At 44.8% G+C, this 15,512-nt stretch carries 11 protein-coding genes and 2 riboswitches; all 11 genes read left to right on the top strand.

The features are described 5' to 3' along the window. Complete coding sequence (locus ACIFQN_RS22695; RefSeq protein WP_429835318.1) at positions 1-1,746, top strand: hydantoinase B/oxoprolinase family protein; 1,746 nt, start codon at positions 1-3, stop codon at positions 1,744-1,746. 68 nt (positions 1,747-1,814) lie between these two features. Further along, positions 1,815-2,999 (top strand): M24 family metallopeptidase, encoded by a 1,185-nt coding sequence (locus ACIFQN_RS22690; protein WP_429835317.1) that lies wholly within the window; start codon positions 1,815-1,817, stop codon positions 2,997-2,999. Positions 3,000-3,604: 605 nt separating this feature from the next. Then, entirely contained in the window at positions 3,605-5,011 is a 1,407-nt protein-coding gene (locus ACIFQN_RS22685; protein WP_429835316.1) for a purine-cytosine permease family protein, read from the top strand. 63 nt (positions 5,012-5,074) lie between these two features. Beyond that, the gene (locus ACIFQN_RS22680; protein WP_429835315.1) at positions 5,075-6,334 is read left to right on the top strand and encodes an MFS transporter; all 1,260 of its coding nucleotides are present in this window, start codon (positions 5,075-5,077) and stop codon (positions 6,332-6,334) included. 194 nt (positions 6,335-6,528) lie between these two features. Then, a complete protein-coding gene (locus ACIFQN_RS22675; protein WP_429835314.1) occupies positions 6,529-7,434 on the top strand; it encodes a DMT family transporter in 906 nt (301 codons plus the stop codon). Positions 7,435-7,702: 268 nt separating this feature from the next. Continuing rightward, on the top strand, positions 7,703-8,125 hold the full coding sequence (locus ACIFQN_RS22670; RefSeq protein ID WP_429835313.1) for a VOC family protein: 423 nt from the start codon (positions 7,703-7,705) through the stop codon (positions 8,123-8,125). Between the two features lie 488 nt (positions 8,126-8,613). Next, positions 8,614-8,731, top strand: a riboswitch (glycine riboswitch). 3 nt (positions 8,732-8,734) lie between these two features. Further along, positions 8,735-8,814: riboswitch (glycine riboswitch) on the top strand. Between the two features lie 480 nt (positions 8,815-9,294). Next, positions 9,295-10,203, top strand: coding sequence for a nitrilase-related carbon-nitrogen hydrolase (locus tag ACIFQN_RS22665; RefSeq protein ID WP_429835311.1), 909 nt, complete (start codon positions 9,295-9,297; stop codon positions 10,201-10,203). Positions 10,204-10,440: 237 nt separating this feature from the next. Next, positions 10,441-11,772: an APC family permease gene (locus ACIFQN_RS22660; protein ID WP_429835310.1), complete on the top strand. Its 1,332-nt coding sequence runs from the start codon at positions 10,441-10,443 to the stop codon at positions 11,770-11,772. 207 nt (positions 11,773-11,979) lie between these two features. After that, positions 11,980-13,311, top strand: a complete 1,332-nt coding sequence (locus tag ACIFQN_RS22655; RefSeq protein WP_429835309.1) for a hypothetical protein — start codon at positions 11,980-11,982, stop codon at positions 13,309-13,311. Positions 13,312-13,358: 47 nt separating this feature from the next. After that, positions 13,359-14,525, top strand: a complete 1,167-nt coding sequence (locus ACIFQN_RS22650) for an amidohydrolase (RefSeq protein WP_429835353.1) — start codon at positions 13,359-13,361, stop codon at positions 14,523-14,525. Between the two features lie 68 nt (positions 14,526-14,593). Next, complete coding sequence (locus ACIFQN_RS22645) at positions 14,594-15,511, top strand: ABC transporter permease (RefSeq protein WP_429835308.1); 918 nt, start codon at positions 14,594-14,596, stop codon at positions 15,509-15,511. The last annotated feature ends 1 nt before the right edge of the window (position 15,512 follow it).

The following is a 15,512-nucleotide window of genomic DNA, read 5'->3' as shown; positions in this document are numbered from 1 at the left end:
TTGGATACTCAAAGGAATGTTACACAGATTGATCCGATAACTTTTGCTTTGGTTCGCAACGCTTTGGATTCATTGGTGGACGAAATGGCTTATACGGTCATTCGTACTGCTCGTTCTGAAATTGTAAAGGATGTAATGGATTTTTCGACGGCCTTTTGTGATCGCTATGGGCGGATGATGGCACAGGGCAAGACGATCGCACTTCATCTTGGCGCGGTCCCTGATGCAATTGAGACAGTCCTGTCGATGTATGGGGATGATTTGCACCCAGGTGATGTGATTATTTTGAATGATCCGTATCTGGGAGGCATGCATTTACCAGATATCTTTATGTTCAAACCCGTTTTTTATAACGGAGAGCTGCAGGGATTTGCGGTATCGATTACGCATCATACGGATGTTGGTGGGCGTGTGCCAGGATCCAACGCGAGCGATTCGACTGAAATTTTTCAGGAGGGTCTCCGTATTCCACCGATGAAGCTGTATAGCGAAGGGAAAGAAAATGAAACCCTGCTCCGAATTATTGAGCGCAACGTTCGTGTTCCTGATCTAGTGATAGGAGACTTATTTGCACAGTTTGCTGCTTGCACGGTGGGTGAGCGAGAATTTTTAAAATTGGTTGAGCGCTACGGTCCGGAAATGGTCTCACTATATATGGAGGAACTACTGGATTACGCTGAGCGTCTTACTCGAGAAGAAATCCGCAAATGGCCAAAAGGCAACTATCGATTTGTCGATTACATGGATGATGACGGATTTCAGGAAGACCCAATTCCGATCCATGTCAATCTAACGGTGAATGAAGATTCGATTACTGTAGACTATGAAGGAACTTCACCTCAAGTCAAAGGAGCAATCAACCCCACCTTTTCATTCACAAAATCCTGCACGTACCTCAGTGTGTTATGTATTTTGGACCAGAGTATTCCCAACAATGTTGGGGTGTTTCGGGCAATTGAAGTGAGAGCGCCTAAAGGAAGCTTGCTGAATCCGGAATTTCCGGCAGCAGTTGCAGCACGTGCAACAACAGGATATCGAGTCGTGGATACGATGTTTGGAGCATTGGCCCAAGTCTTGCCTGACAAGGTTCCTGCTGCTGGCGAGGGAGGTAATTCTGTCGTTTGTATTGGTGGTTATGATCAATCACGTAAGCCGTTTATTATTGTAGACATGGTCTGTGGTGCTTGGGGAGGAAGACCAACAAAAGATGGTATCGAGGCGATAACGAATCCTTCACAAAATTTGTCAAACACTCCTGTAGAGGTGCTTGAATCGAAACATCCAGTACGTATTCAGGAATATTCCTTTATTTCCGACTCGTGTGGTGCCGGGGAGTACCGTGGCGGCTTGGGCATTGCTCGCGAATATCGACTGTTGAATAAAGAGGCAACCCTTCAGCTCCGGGCTGACCGGGTAAAGATTGCGCCTTATGGTCTGGCTGGGGGTAAGCCCGGTCGAAAGGCTTCTAACATCCTTAACCCTCAAACCGAGAATCGCTTGATGCCTGGAAAAGTGAGCATGGATATGTATCAAAATGATGTTATACGGCACGAGCAGGCGGGTGCAGGAGGATTTGGAAATCCATTCAAGCGAGATCCGCAATTGGTAGCAAATGATGTTTGGAACGAGAAAATCACAATTGAGTACGCAAAGAGAGAGCACGGTGTTTCCATTGATCCGATTACTTTTCAGGTTGATCCAGAAGAGACTGCACGTTTAAGGTCTGCTGAGGTTACAGTGAAATGATAGCAAAAAAATAATATTCGTAAACAATTTATTAACGATGACTTATAAACGAAAAGGAGCAATGTGTTATGACAGGACCGGTAAAAAATTTTACTCACAATGACTACATTCATTTTGATCGAAACGAGTTTAGTGAACGACAAGCGCGGACAATTGCTGCTATGGAAAAACAGGGGGTGGATGGACTGCTGATGTTCCACCAGGAGAGCATGTATTATTTGACGGGTTACAATACATTTGGTTATTGTTTCTTTCAATGCCTGTATCTAGGCATTGATGGGAAGATGACGCTATTGACTCGATTGCCGGATCGCTTGCAGGCACAGTATACGTCTATTATTGAAGATATCCGGATTTGGGTCGAAAGCCCCGATGCGCGGCCAACGGTACAGTTGCGTGAAATCCTGCGTGAACATGGTTGCGAAGGGAAGCGTCTAGGCGTGGAGTGGGATGCGTATGGATTGACAGGTCGCAACGCTAGACGGTTGGAGGATGCTTTACACGGATTTTGTAATCTTGAGGATTCTTCAGATCTTGTAAATATGCTTCGTGTGGTGAAAAGTCCTTCTGAACTGATTTATGTAAAACGAGCCGCTGAGCTTGCAGATGAGGCCCTATACGCAGCAGCAAAAGCGACGAAACCTGGTGCTTTCGAAGGAGATATTCTGGCAGATTTGCAAGGAGCAATCTACCGAGGGGGTGGCGATGACCCGGCGAACGAAGTCATTATTGGGTCGGGTCCCGGAGCACTTATGTGCCGCTACTTCACCGGTCGGAGGCATCTAGATGCTAATGATCAGCTTACATTAGAGTGGGCTGGCGTTTACCGTCATTATCACGCGTGCTTGATGCGGACCTTCCTTGTTGGAAAGGTTGATCCACGCTTGAAGCAGATGCACTCAATATGTGTTGAAGCCCTTCATGCAGCGGAAGCAGCCCTTAAACCTGGTCGACCGATTGGCGAAGTATTTGATGCACACGCTCGTGTTCTGGATGCTGCTGGTCATCGTGAACACCGTTTGAATGCGACTGGCTACAGTCTGGGGACCGCTTTCGCTCCAAAATGGATAGATTGGCCCATGCTTTACCATGGGAACCCAGTGGTAGCAGTTCCGGGCATGGTGTTCTTTATTCACATTATTATATTCGATGATAAGAATGGTCTAGCGATGACATTGGGTCGCACTTCATTGGTCACCGCAACCGGGGCAGAGCCGCTTTCATCAGCGTCGCTCGACCTAATTCAGAAATAGATTCTGGAAACGTTGACTTGATGAACATCAAGCTTGGAGTTCGTTATTCAAAAAGACTTGAACCAAATGCCGAAAGAAGTGATTGGAGATTTCCGTAATAAGCAAAGCGAATCCACGGCGAAATGCTTCCTGTTGTTGAGGCACGCTTTGCCAATATGAAAGGTCGTTCCAGAAGCTATCATGGGACAAGTACTCCCGATTCATTGGGTGGAGAGATGTTTGAAAAAAGTTTGGCATGTCTGGCTCAATAGGAGGCTTGTTCCATTTCGGTAGTGCAACGGGACAAGCAGCAATTATTTCTCGCAAAATCATCTTAACTCCAACTTGCTGCTCCATCGTGGAATACAGTTTCGGAACTTATCGACGGTACCGGCAGAGACATTAAAAAAGACGTCCTAAATGACCTTCTCACTCCTGGCAACTAACAGCTTAAGCTGTTCATTGACAAGCGTTTTCGTTTAGATGAAGCCTGTACAGCCCATAAAAGGATGGAACAGCGGGATCAAATGGTAAAATTCAATTGATTCTAGAATCGTACAGATTGCACATGACTAACAACTCGGTGTAAACGCTATTGAAACGACTTCGTCAGGAGGGAAAGTAGAATGAAGGTTGAGAGGCGTAGTATTGAATACATCCCGGTGGAAGAACGCCATGGGAAGGCCCGTGATTTGTTTCCCATCTGGTTTGGTGCAAATATGCATATTACCACTTTAGTAACAGGGGCCATAACGGTTAGTCTAGGACTTAACTTATTTTGGAGTGTAGTTGCCATTATTATCGGTACCCTCTTAGGTGCGATATTCATGGCATCACATTCTGCGCAAGGCCCCCAACTAGGAATTCCCCAAATGATCCAAAGTCGTGCTCAGTTCGGTGTCATTGGTGCGATAATTCCATTGTTCATTTGCATGTTCATCTATATGGGGTTTTTTGCTAGTAGTGGTGTGCTTGGAGCCCAAACTTTAAGTCATGCATTTTCGATCGACCAGACTTGGAGTATCATCATTCTGAATACTTTTTGTTTCGTAATTACCCTGTTTGGACATGATTTGATCCACAAGATGCAGAAGCTGCTATCATGGACTTCAGTGATTGTTTTTTTCATCGCTTCCTATCTCGTATTGAATTTGCCCTTGCCAGCAGGTAGTTGGTCATCAAGCCACTTTGATTTATCAACGTTTTTATTAGCTGTCAGTATCGTTGCAACCTGGCAATTGTCTTATGCTCCATATGTTGCCGACTATTCACGATATCTTCCCATCACTACTCCACCTTCCCAAACATTTTGGTACAGTTACGCTGGCACAATTGTCGGTACAATTTGGATGATGGTCTTAGGGGTATTATTGACCACAGCGATCCCTAATTACCTAGACAATTCTGGAGGAAATCTAGCTGAATTATTTGGCGGATATGCACTGATTATGTATATGATCATTATCTTTGGGCAACTAGCCATCAATGTCTTTAATCTGTATGGTGCTTTCATGTCCACGGTTACGACATTCGAGCCATTTATTAAGTTCCAGGTTACCCCGAAAGTTCGAATGGGGATCATCTTTTTTATCACAGCGTTAGGTACGGTTTTATGCATAGGAGGACAAGGGAATTTCCTATCGTTTTTCATTAACTTTATCTTTTTTATCAGTTATTTCTTAATTCCCTGGACTTCCATTAATCTTGTCGATTATTATTTACTGCGCCACGGCGAGTATAGTGTTAAAGATATTTTTGACATAAACGGCAGCTACGGAAAAGTTAATTGGATCGCCACCTTCGCCTTTATCATCTCCATTTTGGCTGAAATCCCTTTTATCAACACTACTTATTATGTAGGAGTTTTCGCAAAGGCTTTCAACGGAGCGGACATCGCATGGGTTGTTGGATTGGTTTTACCCGCTGTCATGTATTACTTTCCGATGAAGCGTAAAATGAAAGCGTTTGAGAACGAAGGGGAAGATTGTAAGTCTGTGAATGAGTACACGGTTTATAGTTCCGATATCGATTGACTTAATTTTCTGAAAAACACAGCAAATACCAAGAAGATTTAATTGGGGAGGGAGTATGGATAGATGAATAACAAATGGTATAAAGGGGTCACCAAAGATCAATGGCGCACGTTTTCTGCCGCTTATCTTGGCTGGATGCTGGATATTATGGATTTGATGCTATACTCAATGGTCATCGTCTATATTATTCAAGACATTGGACTGACAAAATCAGTTGCGGGAATGATTGCTTCTGCTACTCTCTTTGCTTCCGCATTTGGCGGTGTTATCTTTGGCTTCATTGCGGACAGATGGGGCCGCGCCAAATCGATGTTTATTAGTATTCTCGTCTATTCGATCGCCACGTTTTTCTGCGGTTTTTCTGAGACAGCAACACAGTTAATGATACTTAGAATTCTTGTTGGTATCGGGATTGGTGGAGAGTGGGCGACAGGTGCGACATTGATTATGGAGACGTGGCCACCCCAAAAGCGGAATATAGCGATGGCTTTTGTACAAAGCGCATTTGCTGTCGGCTATGCTGTAGCAGCCTTGATCACGTCTTTCGTCGTCCCTGAATTTGGGTGGCGTGGAGTTTTCTTTGTCGGTGTGTTCCCAGCTTTGATCGGTCTTTGGATTCGAAAACACACACCAGAGCCAGATGTCTGGAAAGAGCAAGAAAAGCGATTATCTTTTAGGGAAACGATGGGCACGATCATTACAAGCCACGGCAAATCTGCCTTAATCTGCGTACTCTTTGGTTCATTTTCTCTACTTGGTTTTTTTGGACTAGCAACATGGCTTCCTGCCTACTTGTCTTCGCCAGTCAGTGAGGGTGGGCAGGGCATGGATATCGTGAAAACATCGAATTGGATTATTGTCTCTCAATTAGGTGCATTTTTTGGGTATATCGGATTTGGCTTTATCGCTAACAAGATCGGTCGAAAAACCTCGTTCATACTTTTCCTTTCCATTTCGGCGCTATCGGTGCCAGTCTACCTCTTAATCAAGGAGGCAACCATTTTACTGTTTTTTGGTGCCTTTGTATCATTTTTTGTGAATGGATTTTATGCGGGATTCGGTCCGTTCTTTTCTTCCCTTTTCCCTACTTCTATCCGCGGAACAGCATTGGGGACAGTGTATAATGTTGCTCGAGGAGTCAGTGCGTTTGCTCCGTTTATCATCGGTCAGGCGGCTATGTCTAGGGGGCTGGGGACAGCATTAATGGTAACATCAGGTTTTTACGTCTTGGCAATCCTCATCTTGGTATTGTTTGTAAAAGAGTCTGTCTCGGGAAAAACGGATATGCACGCCGATTATAACATCGCGAGTACTAGTAAATGAAACCGCTGAAGATCTTTCGTGAAACAGTAATCTACTCTGTTTACTTTATCGGATAAAATAGTGACGCTCTTGGCGAAGGCCTGTGATCATACAGAGCTTTCGCTTTTCTTTTCTTTTATTGAGATCGATCCAGATCATTTGAGAAGTCGCATGAGTGGGGAGAAAAGGTCAGCAGAATTACGAAGTGCAAGGAGATGAATACAAGGGGGGAACTTTCGCGGATCAAAATGTTTTCATTGATCAGTTTTCTTGTTTTGGTTTGGGGGCTGTCCTGGCCCATATACAAGATTGCGCTTAGTTATACGCCACCGATTCTTTTTGCTGGGTTGCGCACTATTCTTGGGGGATTGGGAATGCTGATTTTGCTACTTCCAAGGTGTAGGCGGATTCGTTTCAAAGAAAACTGGCCTGTCTATCTCATTTCTTCATTTTTTAATATCATCCTGTTTTTCGGACTACAGACGATGGGGTTAACTTACTTGCCAAGCGGTTTATTTTCGGTTATTGTCTATCTCCAACCCATACTCGTGGGGATTTTTGCCTGGCTTTGGCTCAGGGAATCGATATCAGTCATAAAAATAGTTGGTCTTATCCTCGGGTTTTTAGGGGTCGCCATAGTCAGTGTAGAAGGAATGTCCGGTCAAATTTCTGTCATTGGGATTTCTTTCGCACTTTCTACGGCAATTAGTTGGGCAATTGGCACCGTCTATCTAAAAAAAGTAGAGAGGAAAGTGGACTTGTTATGGAGCGTTGCGATGCAATGCATCATTGGAGGAACCATATTGATTTGCCTCGGTTTGGTTATTGAGGATTGGACTGCTATCGTTTGGAATAGCACATATGTATCTTGTCTTCTGTATGGAGCTATTATTGGAGTGCCCGCGGGTTCCATTGCTTATTTTAAACTTATTAGCTTAGGGGAGGCTAGTCGTGCAGCAGTATACACATTTATTGTGCCGCTGATATCGGTAGCTGTCGGAGTAGCATTTTTGCATGAGTCATTTAGTACTTATTTAGTAGCTGGACTGTTTTTGATCATGCTCGCTATTTATTTGGTAAATCGAAAGCAGACCAATCTATCCAGTCTGGAAGATGAGTAACCTAGTTCAAAAGAGGATCGTAGCATAAGTCTTGGATTCACCAACTCGTTGGGACAAGTTGTCAACCTGAACGAACTGAAATGGCATCCTTAGAAACATCATCCTTACAGTAATCGGAGGGAGAGGTAGAGACTTACTGAGTGAAAAGGGTGCTCATTAGATAACTATACAATTGGAGTCATTATGACAAGCATAAAGGTCATGGAATAATATGTTACTATATGGATTGAGCGTATTCGAAAGCCCTAAATCTGGAGGAGTTGCGAAAATGATTCAATCAATAGTCCATATCGCTCTAGTTGTAAAAGATTATGATGAGGCGATAGAGTTTTATACAAAGAAACTAAATTTTACCTTAGTTGAAGATACATACCAGCCCGAACAAGATAAACGGTGGGTAGTTGTCTCTCCCCCTGGTTCAGTCGGCACCACAATATTACTCTCTAGAGCATCCAAACCTGAACAAGAGCCATTTATCGGTAACCAGTCTGGCGGTAGAGTTTTTCTATTTTTGAACACTGATGATTTTTGGAGAGATTATAATGAAATGATCGCAAGAGGAATAGAATTTGTGAGAGAGCCACAAGATCAATCGTACGGGATGGTTGCGGTATTTAAGGATCTATATGGAAACCTATGGGATTTGCTAGAACTTAAAGAAGATCATCCACTTTCCAAACGAGTAAAGTAATCTATCAGCGATATCGCTTGTAGTTTTTAGATTTCGGGTCATATGCTTATAAAGCATAGTAATATTCCGTAGGTACTAAGCTTTGCGTAATCAAGACCAAGAAACGGCAACCGGCTAATTCATCGGTTGTCGTTTCTTTAGCAAGCACGCGGTGCTGTTCGACTACAAGTCGTCCATTTCAATTGGATGGTTAAAATAACTCGTTGATTGGATGGTGTTTTTTCATCAGGTTACTTTTATCATAGTGATAGAAATTAATAAATTTGCAGGACAGAAGGAATCGTAATTATTCAGAAATATTTAAAGATTTGGGTATAAGTAAAGAGATCTCTCCCGTAACGACCATCTGCAGATTCAGCTGCCGTAGTCAATGAAAGCAAGGCCGCGGGGAAGATATAGTATTGATTTTTGGTTCAGAATTTTCGAACTTATTTGTTTCGCGCATACACAAGGTGTGTAATACATGAATTACGCAAATTGATAAGCGAATGACGATGGCAGGGAGAGACCCGAGCGAAAGACAAGGACCACCGGGCACCGAAGGAGCAAGTCGACGGCCAGCCAGCCGAAGACAAATCTCTCAGGTAAAAGAACCGCCATCCGACGCGACTCTGGAGAGAGCGAACAGCCACCAAAGGGGTAAGGACGGTCGAATAGAGCGTTTAAACTCTCAGGTACCCAGGACAGAGAATACGGCGATTAGCCGGCTCTCTGTCCTTTTTTGCGCATCCAAAAAACATACGGAGGTGTCACTTCCCGACGTCCATGCGGTTGTAGAAGAAGATGAAAAAATTGGACAAGCATCGCTCTTCTTTAGGGAGTAAAGGTAATTTATGCATTCAAAGAGGGTGTTGACGATGAGCGAAAAAATGGGGGATTGCGATATGTGGAGGAGCATGAAAGAGCTGAGACAAAAATTATTTGGAAGCGCTCTATCAATGAAAGATGCGGCGAGATCACCGCCGAGATAAGCAAATGGTTAGTGGTGTTGGGCTTGTACAAATTTTATCTGGCGCTAACCTAGATCGGATAGCTGTATTTAGGGAGGTGATGAACACGAAAGCGAATTCATTATAAAGGAAAGGAGGACTTAATAGCACAAAATTTGTTTTTTCATTCGTTCATTTTCTTATATTCTTTTAACCATTATAAAAAAGGGGAGAATCAAAATGGAAATGAAAAAGAAAATTGCATTGGGTCAACTTAGCGCACTACCTTCTATGAGCGATAATTTAAAAAAAGCCGCTGCTCAAATTGATGAAGCAGCCGAAAAAGGTGCAAAATTAATCCTATTCCCGGAAATCGGATTTGAGCTGTTTTTCCCTAAACATCCGCATGACGTTTCAAAATTTCAATCATCCGAATCCATTCCAGGACCTATATCAGAGTTTCTGTGCCAAAAAGCAAAAGAAAAGAATATTGTCATTGTGGCGAGTTATATGGAAGAAGGCTTTCTTGGCGAGTACTATGACAGCGCAGTTTGCATTGATGCAGACGGCACATTGCTCGGAACCACAAGGATGGTTCATACCTTTGAAAACAAAGGTTTTAATGAAAAGTTTTATTATGGTCCTGGAAATACAATCTACCCAGTCTATGAAACAGCAGCGGGAAATATAGGAATTGCCATTTGTTATGATGCCTGGTTCCCCGAAGTTACGCGTTCTTTAGCATTGCGTGGCGCTGATTTGATTCTGGTACCTACAGTGGAAATGTATATTGATGGTTTGCCGCCAACAGATCACATAGGTGGAACCATTTTTGAAGCTCTTTGCACCATGCAAAAAGCCAACGCCATACATAATGGCGTTTGGGTAGCATTTTGCAATCGGGTCGGCATAGAAGATGATATGCACTATATGGGATCCAGTCTGGTTATTGATCCATGGGGACACATCCAAGAAATGGCCAATGCAGAAACCGATGAGGTACTCATTGCCGAGATTGACTTGGAACAAAACAGAAAAGTACGCCAAATTTGGCCGATGCTCAGAGACCGCAGAGTGGATACGTATGAACTATTGATGACGAGTTTTGGCAGTAAGCCTTATTACCATCCAACCAAGGTAAGAATTTAAGAGAAGCTATTTTTTAATCTAACGTAATGTAACCAGAGGTCATGTGGAACTTTCTTTTACACTGACCTCTGGTTTCACATCGATACCCCAGGACTGACTTCGCGAATGTCATCTGCGGTCTGGAAGTTCCTGGTGATTCGTGCTCGCATGGAACTGCCCCAGTGGTTTTTGGCGTAATACGGTTACAACCTGCAACAAAAATGGTCGTGTTCAAACAGAGAGAGGAGGAAAAATGAAATGCTAAATCGTGTTTTAGGCAGATGGCTATTGATGCTGACGGGCTATGCAACTGTTGTGGCATCAGGATTTATGATTGGAGTGGGAGGGGCAGCTACAGCGGCAGGTCCCCTCGCACTGGTTTCTTATTGGGTATTTGGCGGGCTGGCGACCTTTGCCTCTGCATTTGTCTTCGCCGAGCTAGCGACAATGTTCCCAAAATGTGGGGGGATCTGGGAGTATACCAAACAATCGTTCGGGAACGATCATCCCATTTCATTCATGGTGGGCTGGATATATTGGTTTGCACTTCTATTTGGGTTGAATGTCGAGCTTGTTTCGGTTGGTATCTACCTTCATGAATTAGTGCCGACGATCCCGGAATGGGCTGGTGCTTTAGCGACCGCGATTTTGTTTTTGGTGTTCAACTATGTAGGTGTAAAGCTGTCTACGATTATCGAAGCAGGATTTGGCATTATCCTCATTTTATCTTCCGCTACTTTTATTCTGTTGGGGATTGGGCAGATCAATCCGGAATTCTACATGAATTTTGCGCCAAACGGTACGTTCATGCCGTTAATGAAGACATTGCCATTTGTCATCATTGCCTTTTGTGGTTTTGAGGTTGTAGCAACGTTGGCTGAGGAATCCAAAAACCCGGAAAAAGATATCCCGAAAGCACTTATTGGCGCTGCTTCATTTTTGACTATTCTGTTTGGGGGATTTGCTACTGTTCTCTTTGGACTGTTGCCCGCTGCTGAATTGTCTACGAACGCGCCTTTAATTAAAGCGGGAGGCTTGATTTTTGGTGGTATTGGTTTGGCTTGGTTGTCGATTCAAAGCTTTGCCGGCTCGATGAGTACAGTTAACGGTGGTGTAATGGGACAGACGCGGATTATGTATGCGATGGCTCGGGAAGGGTGGTTCAGTCAAGTATTTGCCAAGGTGGATGAAAAGCACAACATTCCAAAAGGCGCACTTTATTTTACCGGGTTCTCCATGATTGCCGTATCCATTCTTCCGAGCATTACGGAGCGGGCGTGGGAATGGGCAGGATTTCTCGGCGTATTCGGCTATGCTGTCAGCTACATCATGGCATGCATCCTGTTGCTTTACCTTCGTCGGAAGCATCCGGAAATGAACAGACCCTTTCGTGTACCGCTATATCCTGTAATGCCCATTCTCGGGATTGTGCTGTATTCGCTGGCGATTCTCTTTTCTGGTTTGGAAATCATTATCGTAGGTATAGCGTGGGCACTGATGGGATTGATATATTATTATGCATTCGGAAGAGCGTCCCGGAAAAGACACCTGAAAAATCAAGAGGAACGACTGCATCTGAATGAAAGCTGAAGCTCAAATAATAAACCGAAAAACCTGAAGCCCTTGTCCCGGACGTCTGTTTGACGTCGGCAAGGGTTTTTCTATGAGTCATTTAGCTTCTAACTTGATGATATGACAAAATTCCATATTGACAAAATAGACTGAATAATCGTAACATCTCATTATCATCAATTTATGGTGCATATAAGGAAATTTCCTTTAACGAAGGAGGAGTTCATGGAAACACATGTCACAATTGGCGTAATCGTCCCCCTGGTAGCAAAACCATTATTTGAAAATGTTTTGCAAGAGTTTGACTCCATTCGGTTTAAAGTCCTGCTGTATAAACCGGAGGACCAAATTTCTGATTTGATTAAAGAGAACCTGCCATATTTGGACGTCCTTGTATTTGGTGGAGCGATAAGCTACTGGAAAAACAAGGGGTTGATTCCCGAGCATAAGCCAATGGTTTACATTGATTACTCCCATGCTGAGGTGATGAAGGGGCTGCTCAAATGGGAAGAGGGGGCCTCACAAGGCTACAGCAGGCTCGGCTTGGATACTTTTCGACAGGAGACAGTGGATGAGATCTTTGCCGAATTAGACACACCACTTAATCAGGTTTATGTAAAAGAGTTTCAACCGGACGAGCCCGCAGAGGCGATCATTTCGTACTTCCAAGAGCTATGGAGAGAGCAAAAAATTGACCATGTGGTTACCTGCAGATTGTCTGTCTATCGGGTTTTGCAGGAGGAACAGATTCCATGTACCTATGTGCTGCCTACCAAGTTCAATATCAGACAAGGAATCCTGCGAGCTTCGCTGCTTGGTGAGAACAGTAAGAACCTGGAGTCACAGGTAGCGGTAGGGATTTTCTCCATTGATGATTATCACAAGATACCGACGCGCACCGAGTTTGATACTAACTATGAAATGGAAAAATTGCGACTTGACTTTCACCGTGAAGTACTTGACTTTTCCCGCAATAATAATGCTTCCGTCGTGGCGCTCTCTGCTTCGGAAATGTTAATGTACGCAAACCGCGGCGCTGTCGAGGAGACGGTGCGGACATGGGTGAAGGTGCCGATTCTGCAGGACTTGAAGGATCGGCTCTCCATTCAAATCAGTGTAGGGTTTGGGGTCGGTCCAACAACGCTGGCAGCTCAAAATAATGCCAAGCGAGCCTTGGAGAGAGCAAGAGAACGCGGCGGGGATTGCGGCTTTCTGGTTCGGGAGGATGGCAAAGTCGTGGGCCCGCTTGGTAGGGGCGAAGCAATGCAGTATGTCCATAAGACTGACAACCCGATCATTCAGCAGCTCTCTGAAGAGACTGGCCTGAGTGTCGAGACAGTCAGCAAATTATTAAAATTCTCCCAACAACAAGCGCGCTTTTCTGCAGAGGATTTGGCACATAGTCTTTCCGTGACACCAAGAACAGCACGTAATCTATTAAAAAGGCTAAAAGAGATGAACTATTTGCAAGAGATGGGTGAGGAAAAACCGTATGCGAAAGGCCGACCTCGTCAGACATACCGCATCACACTCAACGAGGTAACAGCCGAATATTGACATACTGTCTCACATCACGAAAAAAGGAGGGGCAACAAATGGAACCGATGGTTAATGAAGTCGTAACCGAACAAATCAAAGAGGATGTAATCAAGTGGAGGCGCTATCTGCATCAGCACCCAGAGCTATCCTTTCAGGAGGACGAAACTTCAAATTTTGTGTATGACACGCTCTGTTCATTTGGAAATTTGGCCGTATCTAGGCCAACCAGAACGAGTGTAATGGCCAGGTTGATTGGCCGGACGCCGGGAAAAGTTTTGGCGATTCGCGCAGATATGGATGCTCTGCCGATTCAGGAAGAAAATACGTTTGAATATGTCTCGCAAAAACCTGGTGTGATGCATGCTTGCGGACATGACGGGCATACAGCGATGCTCTTGGCTGCTGCCAAGGTTCTGTCCGGAATGCAGGACACGATCAAGGGAGAGGTCAGATTTCTATTCCAGCATGCAGAAGAGCTTTTTCCGGGTGGTGCCAAAGAAATGGTGGAGGCAGGCGTCATGGATGGAGTGGACATGGTGCTTGGCGCTCATCTCCTGTCCACGATGGAGATCGGCAAGTACGGAATCACGTATGGTGCAATGATGGCAGCGCCAGATACCTTCGAAATTACCGTCTGCGGTCAAGGCGGCCACGCTGCCCATCCACATAAGGTAGCCGATTCGGTGGCGATTGCTGCACAGCTGGTGTCAAATATCCAGCACATCGTTTCGCGCAATACAGATCCGTTGGAGAATCTGGTTGTTTCGGTAACTCAATTTATCGCGGGTACAGCCCACAACGTCATTCCTGAATCTGTTTATATGTGCGGGACAGTAAGAAGCTTTGATCCAATGATCAGAAAGACCGTGCCGCAACTGTTGGAGCGAGTGACTAGGGGCATCACCGAGGCACACGGGGCTACCTATGAGTTCAAGTATGAAAACGGCTACAGTCCAGTTATTAATGATGACAAGATCACCGCACAGCTCGAAGAATCGATTATTGATTTGTTTGGGCAATCAGCTCTGGAGCTGTTTACCCCCTGTATGGGTGGAGAAGATTTCTCTGCATATGTGGATAAAGCACCTGGTACCTACATTATTATCGGGGCTGGCAATCCGGACAAAGGAATTACCTATGAGCACCATCACCCCAAGTTTACCGTTGATGAGGACGCATTGCCCAATGGCGTAAAGCTGTTTGTCCATTCCGCGCTCAAGCTGTTGGCCTAGTGACATGAGTGTATGGCAGATAGAGTGGATGGAAGAATCCATAAATAAAAATGTCCTGGGAGGAACAGATGATTGATTACGTGATTAAAAGAGGCAGTCAGATGATCATTGTCGTCTTGCTTGCCTTAACTGCCGTGTTTTTCCTTGTGAGATTGGCAGGGGACCCCACTGCTCTGTTTCTCCCCGCCGACGCTTCGCGTGAACAAATCGAAGAGTACCGTCATTTGCTTGGATTTGATCGGCCGCTGCTGATTCAATATACGGAGTTTATGACCAATGCCATACAAGGTGATTTTGGCCAGTCGCTGCGGACTTCGGAGGATGCCTTGCAAATGATTCTGGCCAGACTTCCGGCAACCTTTCAATTAGCCTTTACAGCGCTGGGATTGTCCTTGGTGGTTGCCATACCCATCGGAATCATTACGGCATACAAAAAAAATTCGCTGCTCGATTATTTGGGTGTAAGCATGACCGTGCTTGGTCAGGCGATTCCGAGCTTTTGGCTGGGGCTGATCCTTATCTTTATCTTTGCGGCGCATTTAAAATGGGTGCCTTCGGGCGGAGGAGGTTCAACCGTTCACTTGGTCCTTCCGGCTGTAACTTTGGCTGCATACAGCATTGCCCGATTTGCCCGGTTTACCAGATCGACGATGGCGGACGTCCTGCGTAAAGATTACATTCGAACGGCGAGATCGTCAGGCATCCCAGTATCTCGCATCCTGTTCCGCTATGCGTTTAAAAACACGCTGATCCCGATCATTACTCTCGTCGCGCTGGATTTGGGAGTGCTTTTGGGAGGAGCGGTCATCACGGAAGTCGTGTTTGCCTGGCCAGGTATCGGCAAGCTGCTTATGCAGGCATTGTTAAATCGAGATTTTCCTGTAGTCATGGCGGGAGTCTTTTTCGTTGCCATGATTTATTGTCTGATCAACTTTCTAGTCGATGTACTCTACGCCTACGTAAATCCACAAATTCGATTTAAATAGG

The organism is Brevibacillus sp. NRS-1366 (assembly GCF_050467985.1).
This window is presented reverse-complemented; position numbering and strand designations above follow the sequence as displayed.

Excerpts from the sequence above, each read along its gene's own strand:
- ACIFQN_RS22690 (WP_429835317.1), top strand. The coding sequence starts at position 1,815 with ATGACAGGACCGGTAAAAAATTTTACTCACAATGACTACATTCATTTT.
- ACIFQN_RS22665 (WP_429835311.1), top strand. The coding sequence starts at position 9,295 with ATGGAAATGAAAAAGAAAATTGCATTGGGTCAACTTAGCGCACTACCT.
- ACIFQN_RS22660 (WP_429835310.1), top strand. The coding sequence starts at position 10,441 with ATGCTAAATCGTGTTTTAGGCAGATGGCTATTGATGCTGACGGGCTAT.
- ACIFQN_RS22645 (WP_429835308.1), top strand. The coding sequence starts at position 14,594 with ATGATTGATTACGTGATTAAAAGAGGCAGTCAGATGATCATTGTCGTC.
- ACIFQN_RS22685 (WP_429835316.1), top strand. The coding sequence starts at position 3,605 with ATGAAGGTTGAGAGGCGTAGTATTGAATACATCCCGGTGGAAGAACGC.
- ACIFQN_RS22670 (WP_429835313.1), top strand. The coding sequence starts at position 7,703 with ATGATTCAATCAATAGTCCATATCGCTCTAGTTGTAAAAGATTATGAT.
- ACIFQN_RS22655 (WP_429835309.1), top strand. The coding sequence starts at position 11,980 with ATGGAAACACATGTCACAATTGGCGTAATCGTCCCCCTGGTAGCAAAA.
- ACIFQN_RS22650 (WP_429835353.1), top strand. The coding sequence starts at position 13,359 with ATGGTTAATGAAGTCGTAACCGAACAAATCAAAGAGGATGTAATCAAG.
- ACIFQN_RS22680 (WP_429835315.1), top strand. The coding sequence starts at position 5,075 with ATGAATAACAAATGGTATAAAGGGGTCACCAAAGATCAATGGCGCACG.
- ACIFQN_RS22675 (WP_429835314.1), top strand. The coding sequence starts at position 6,529 with ATGAATACAAGGGGGGAACTTTCGCGGATCAAAATGTTTTCATTGATC.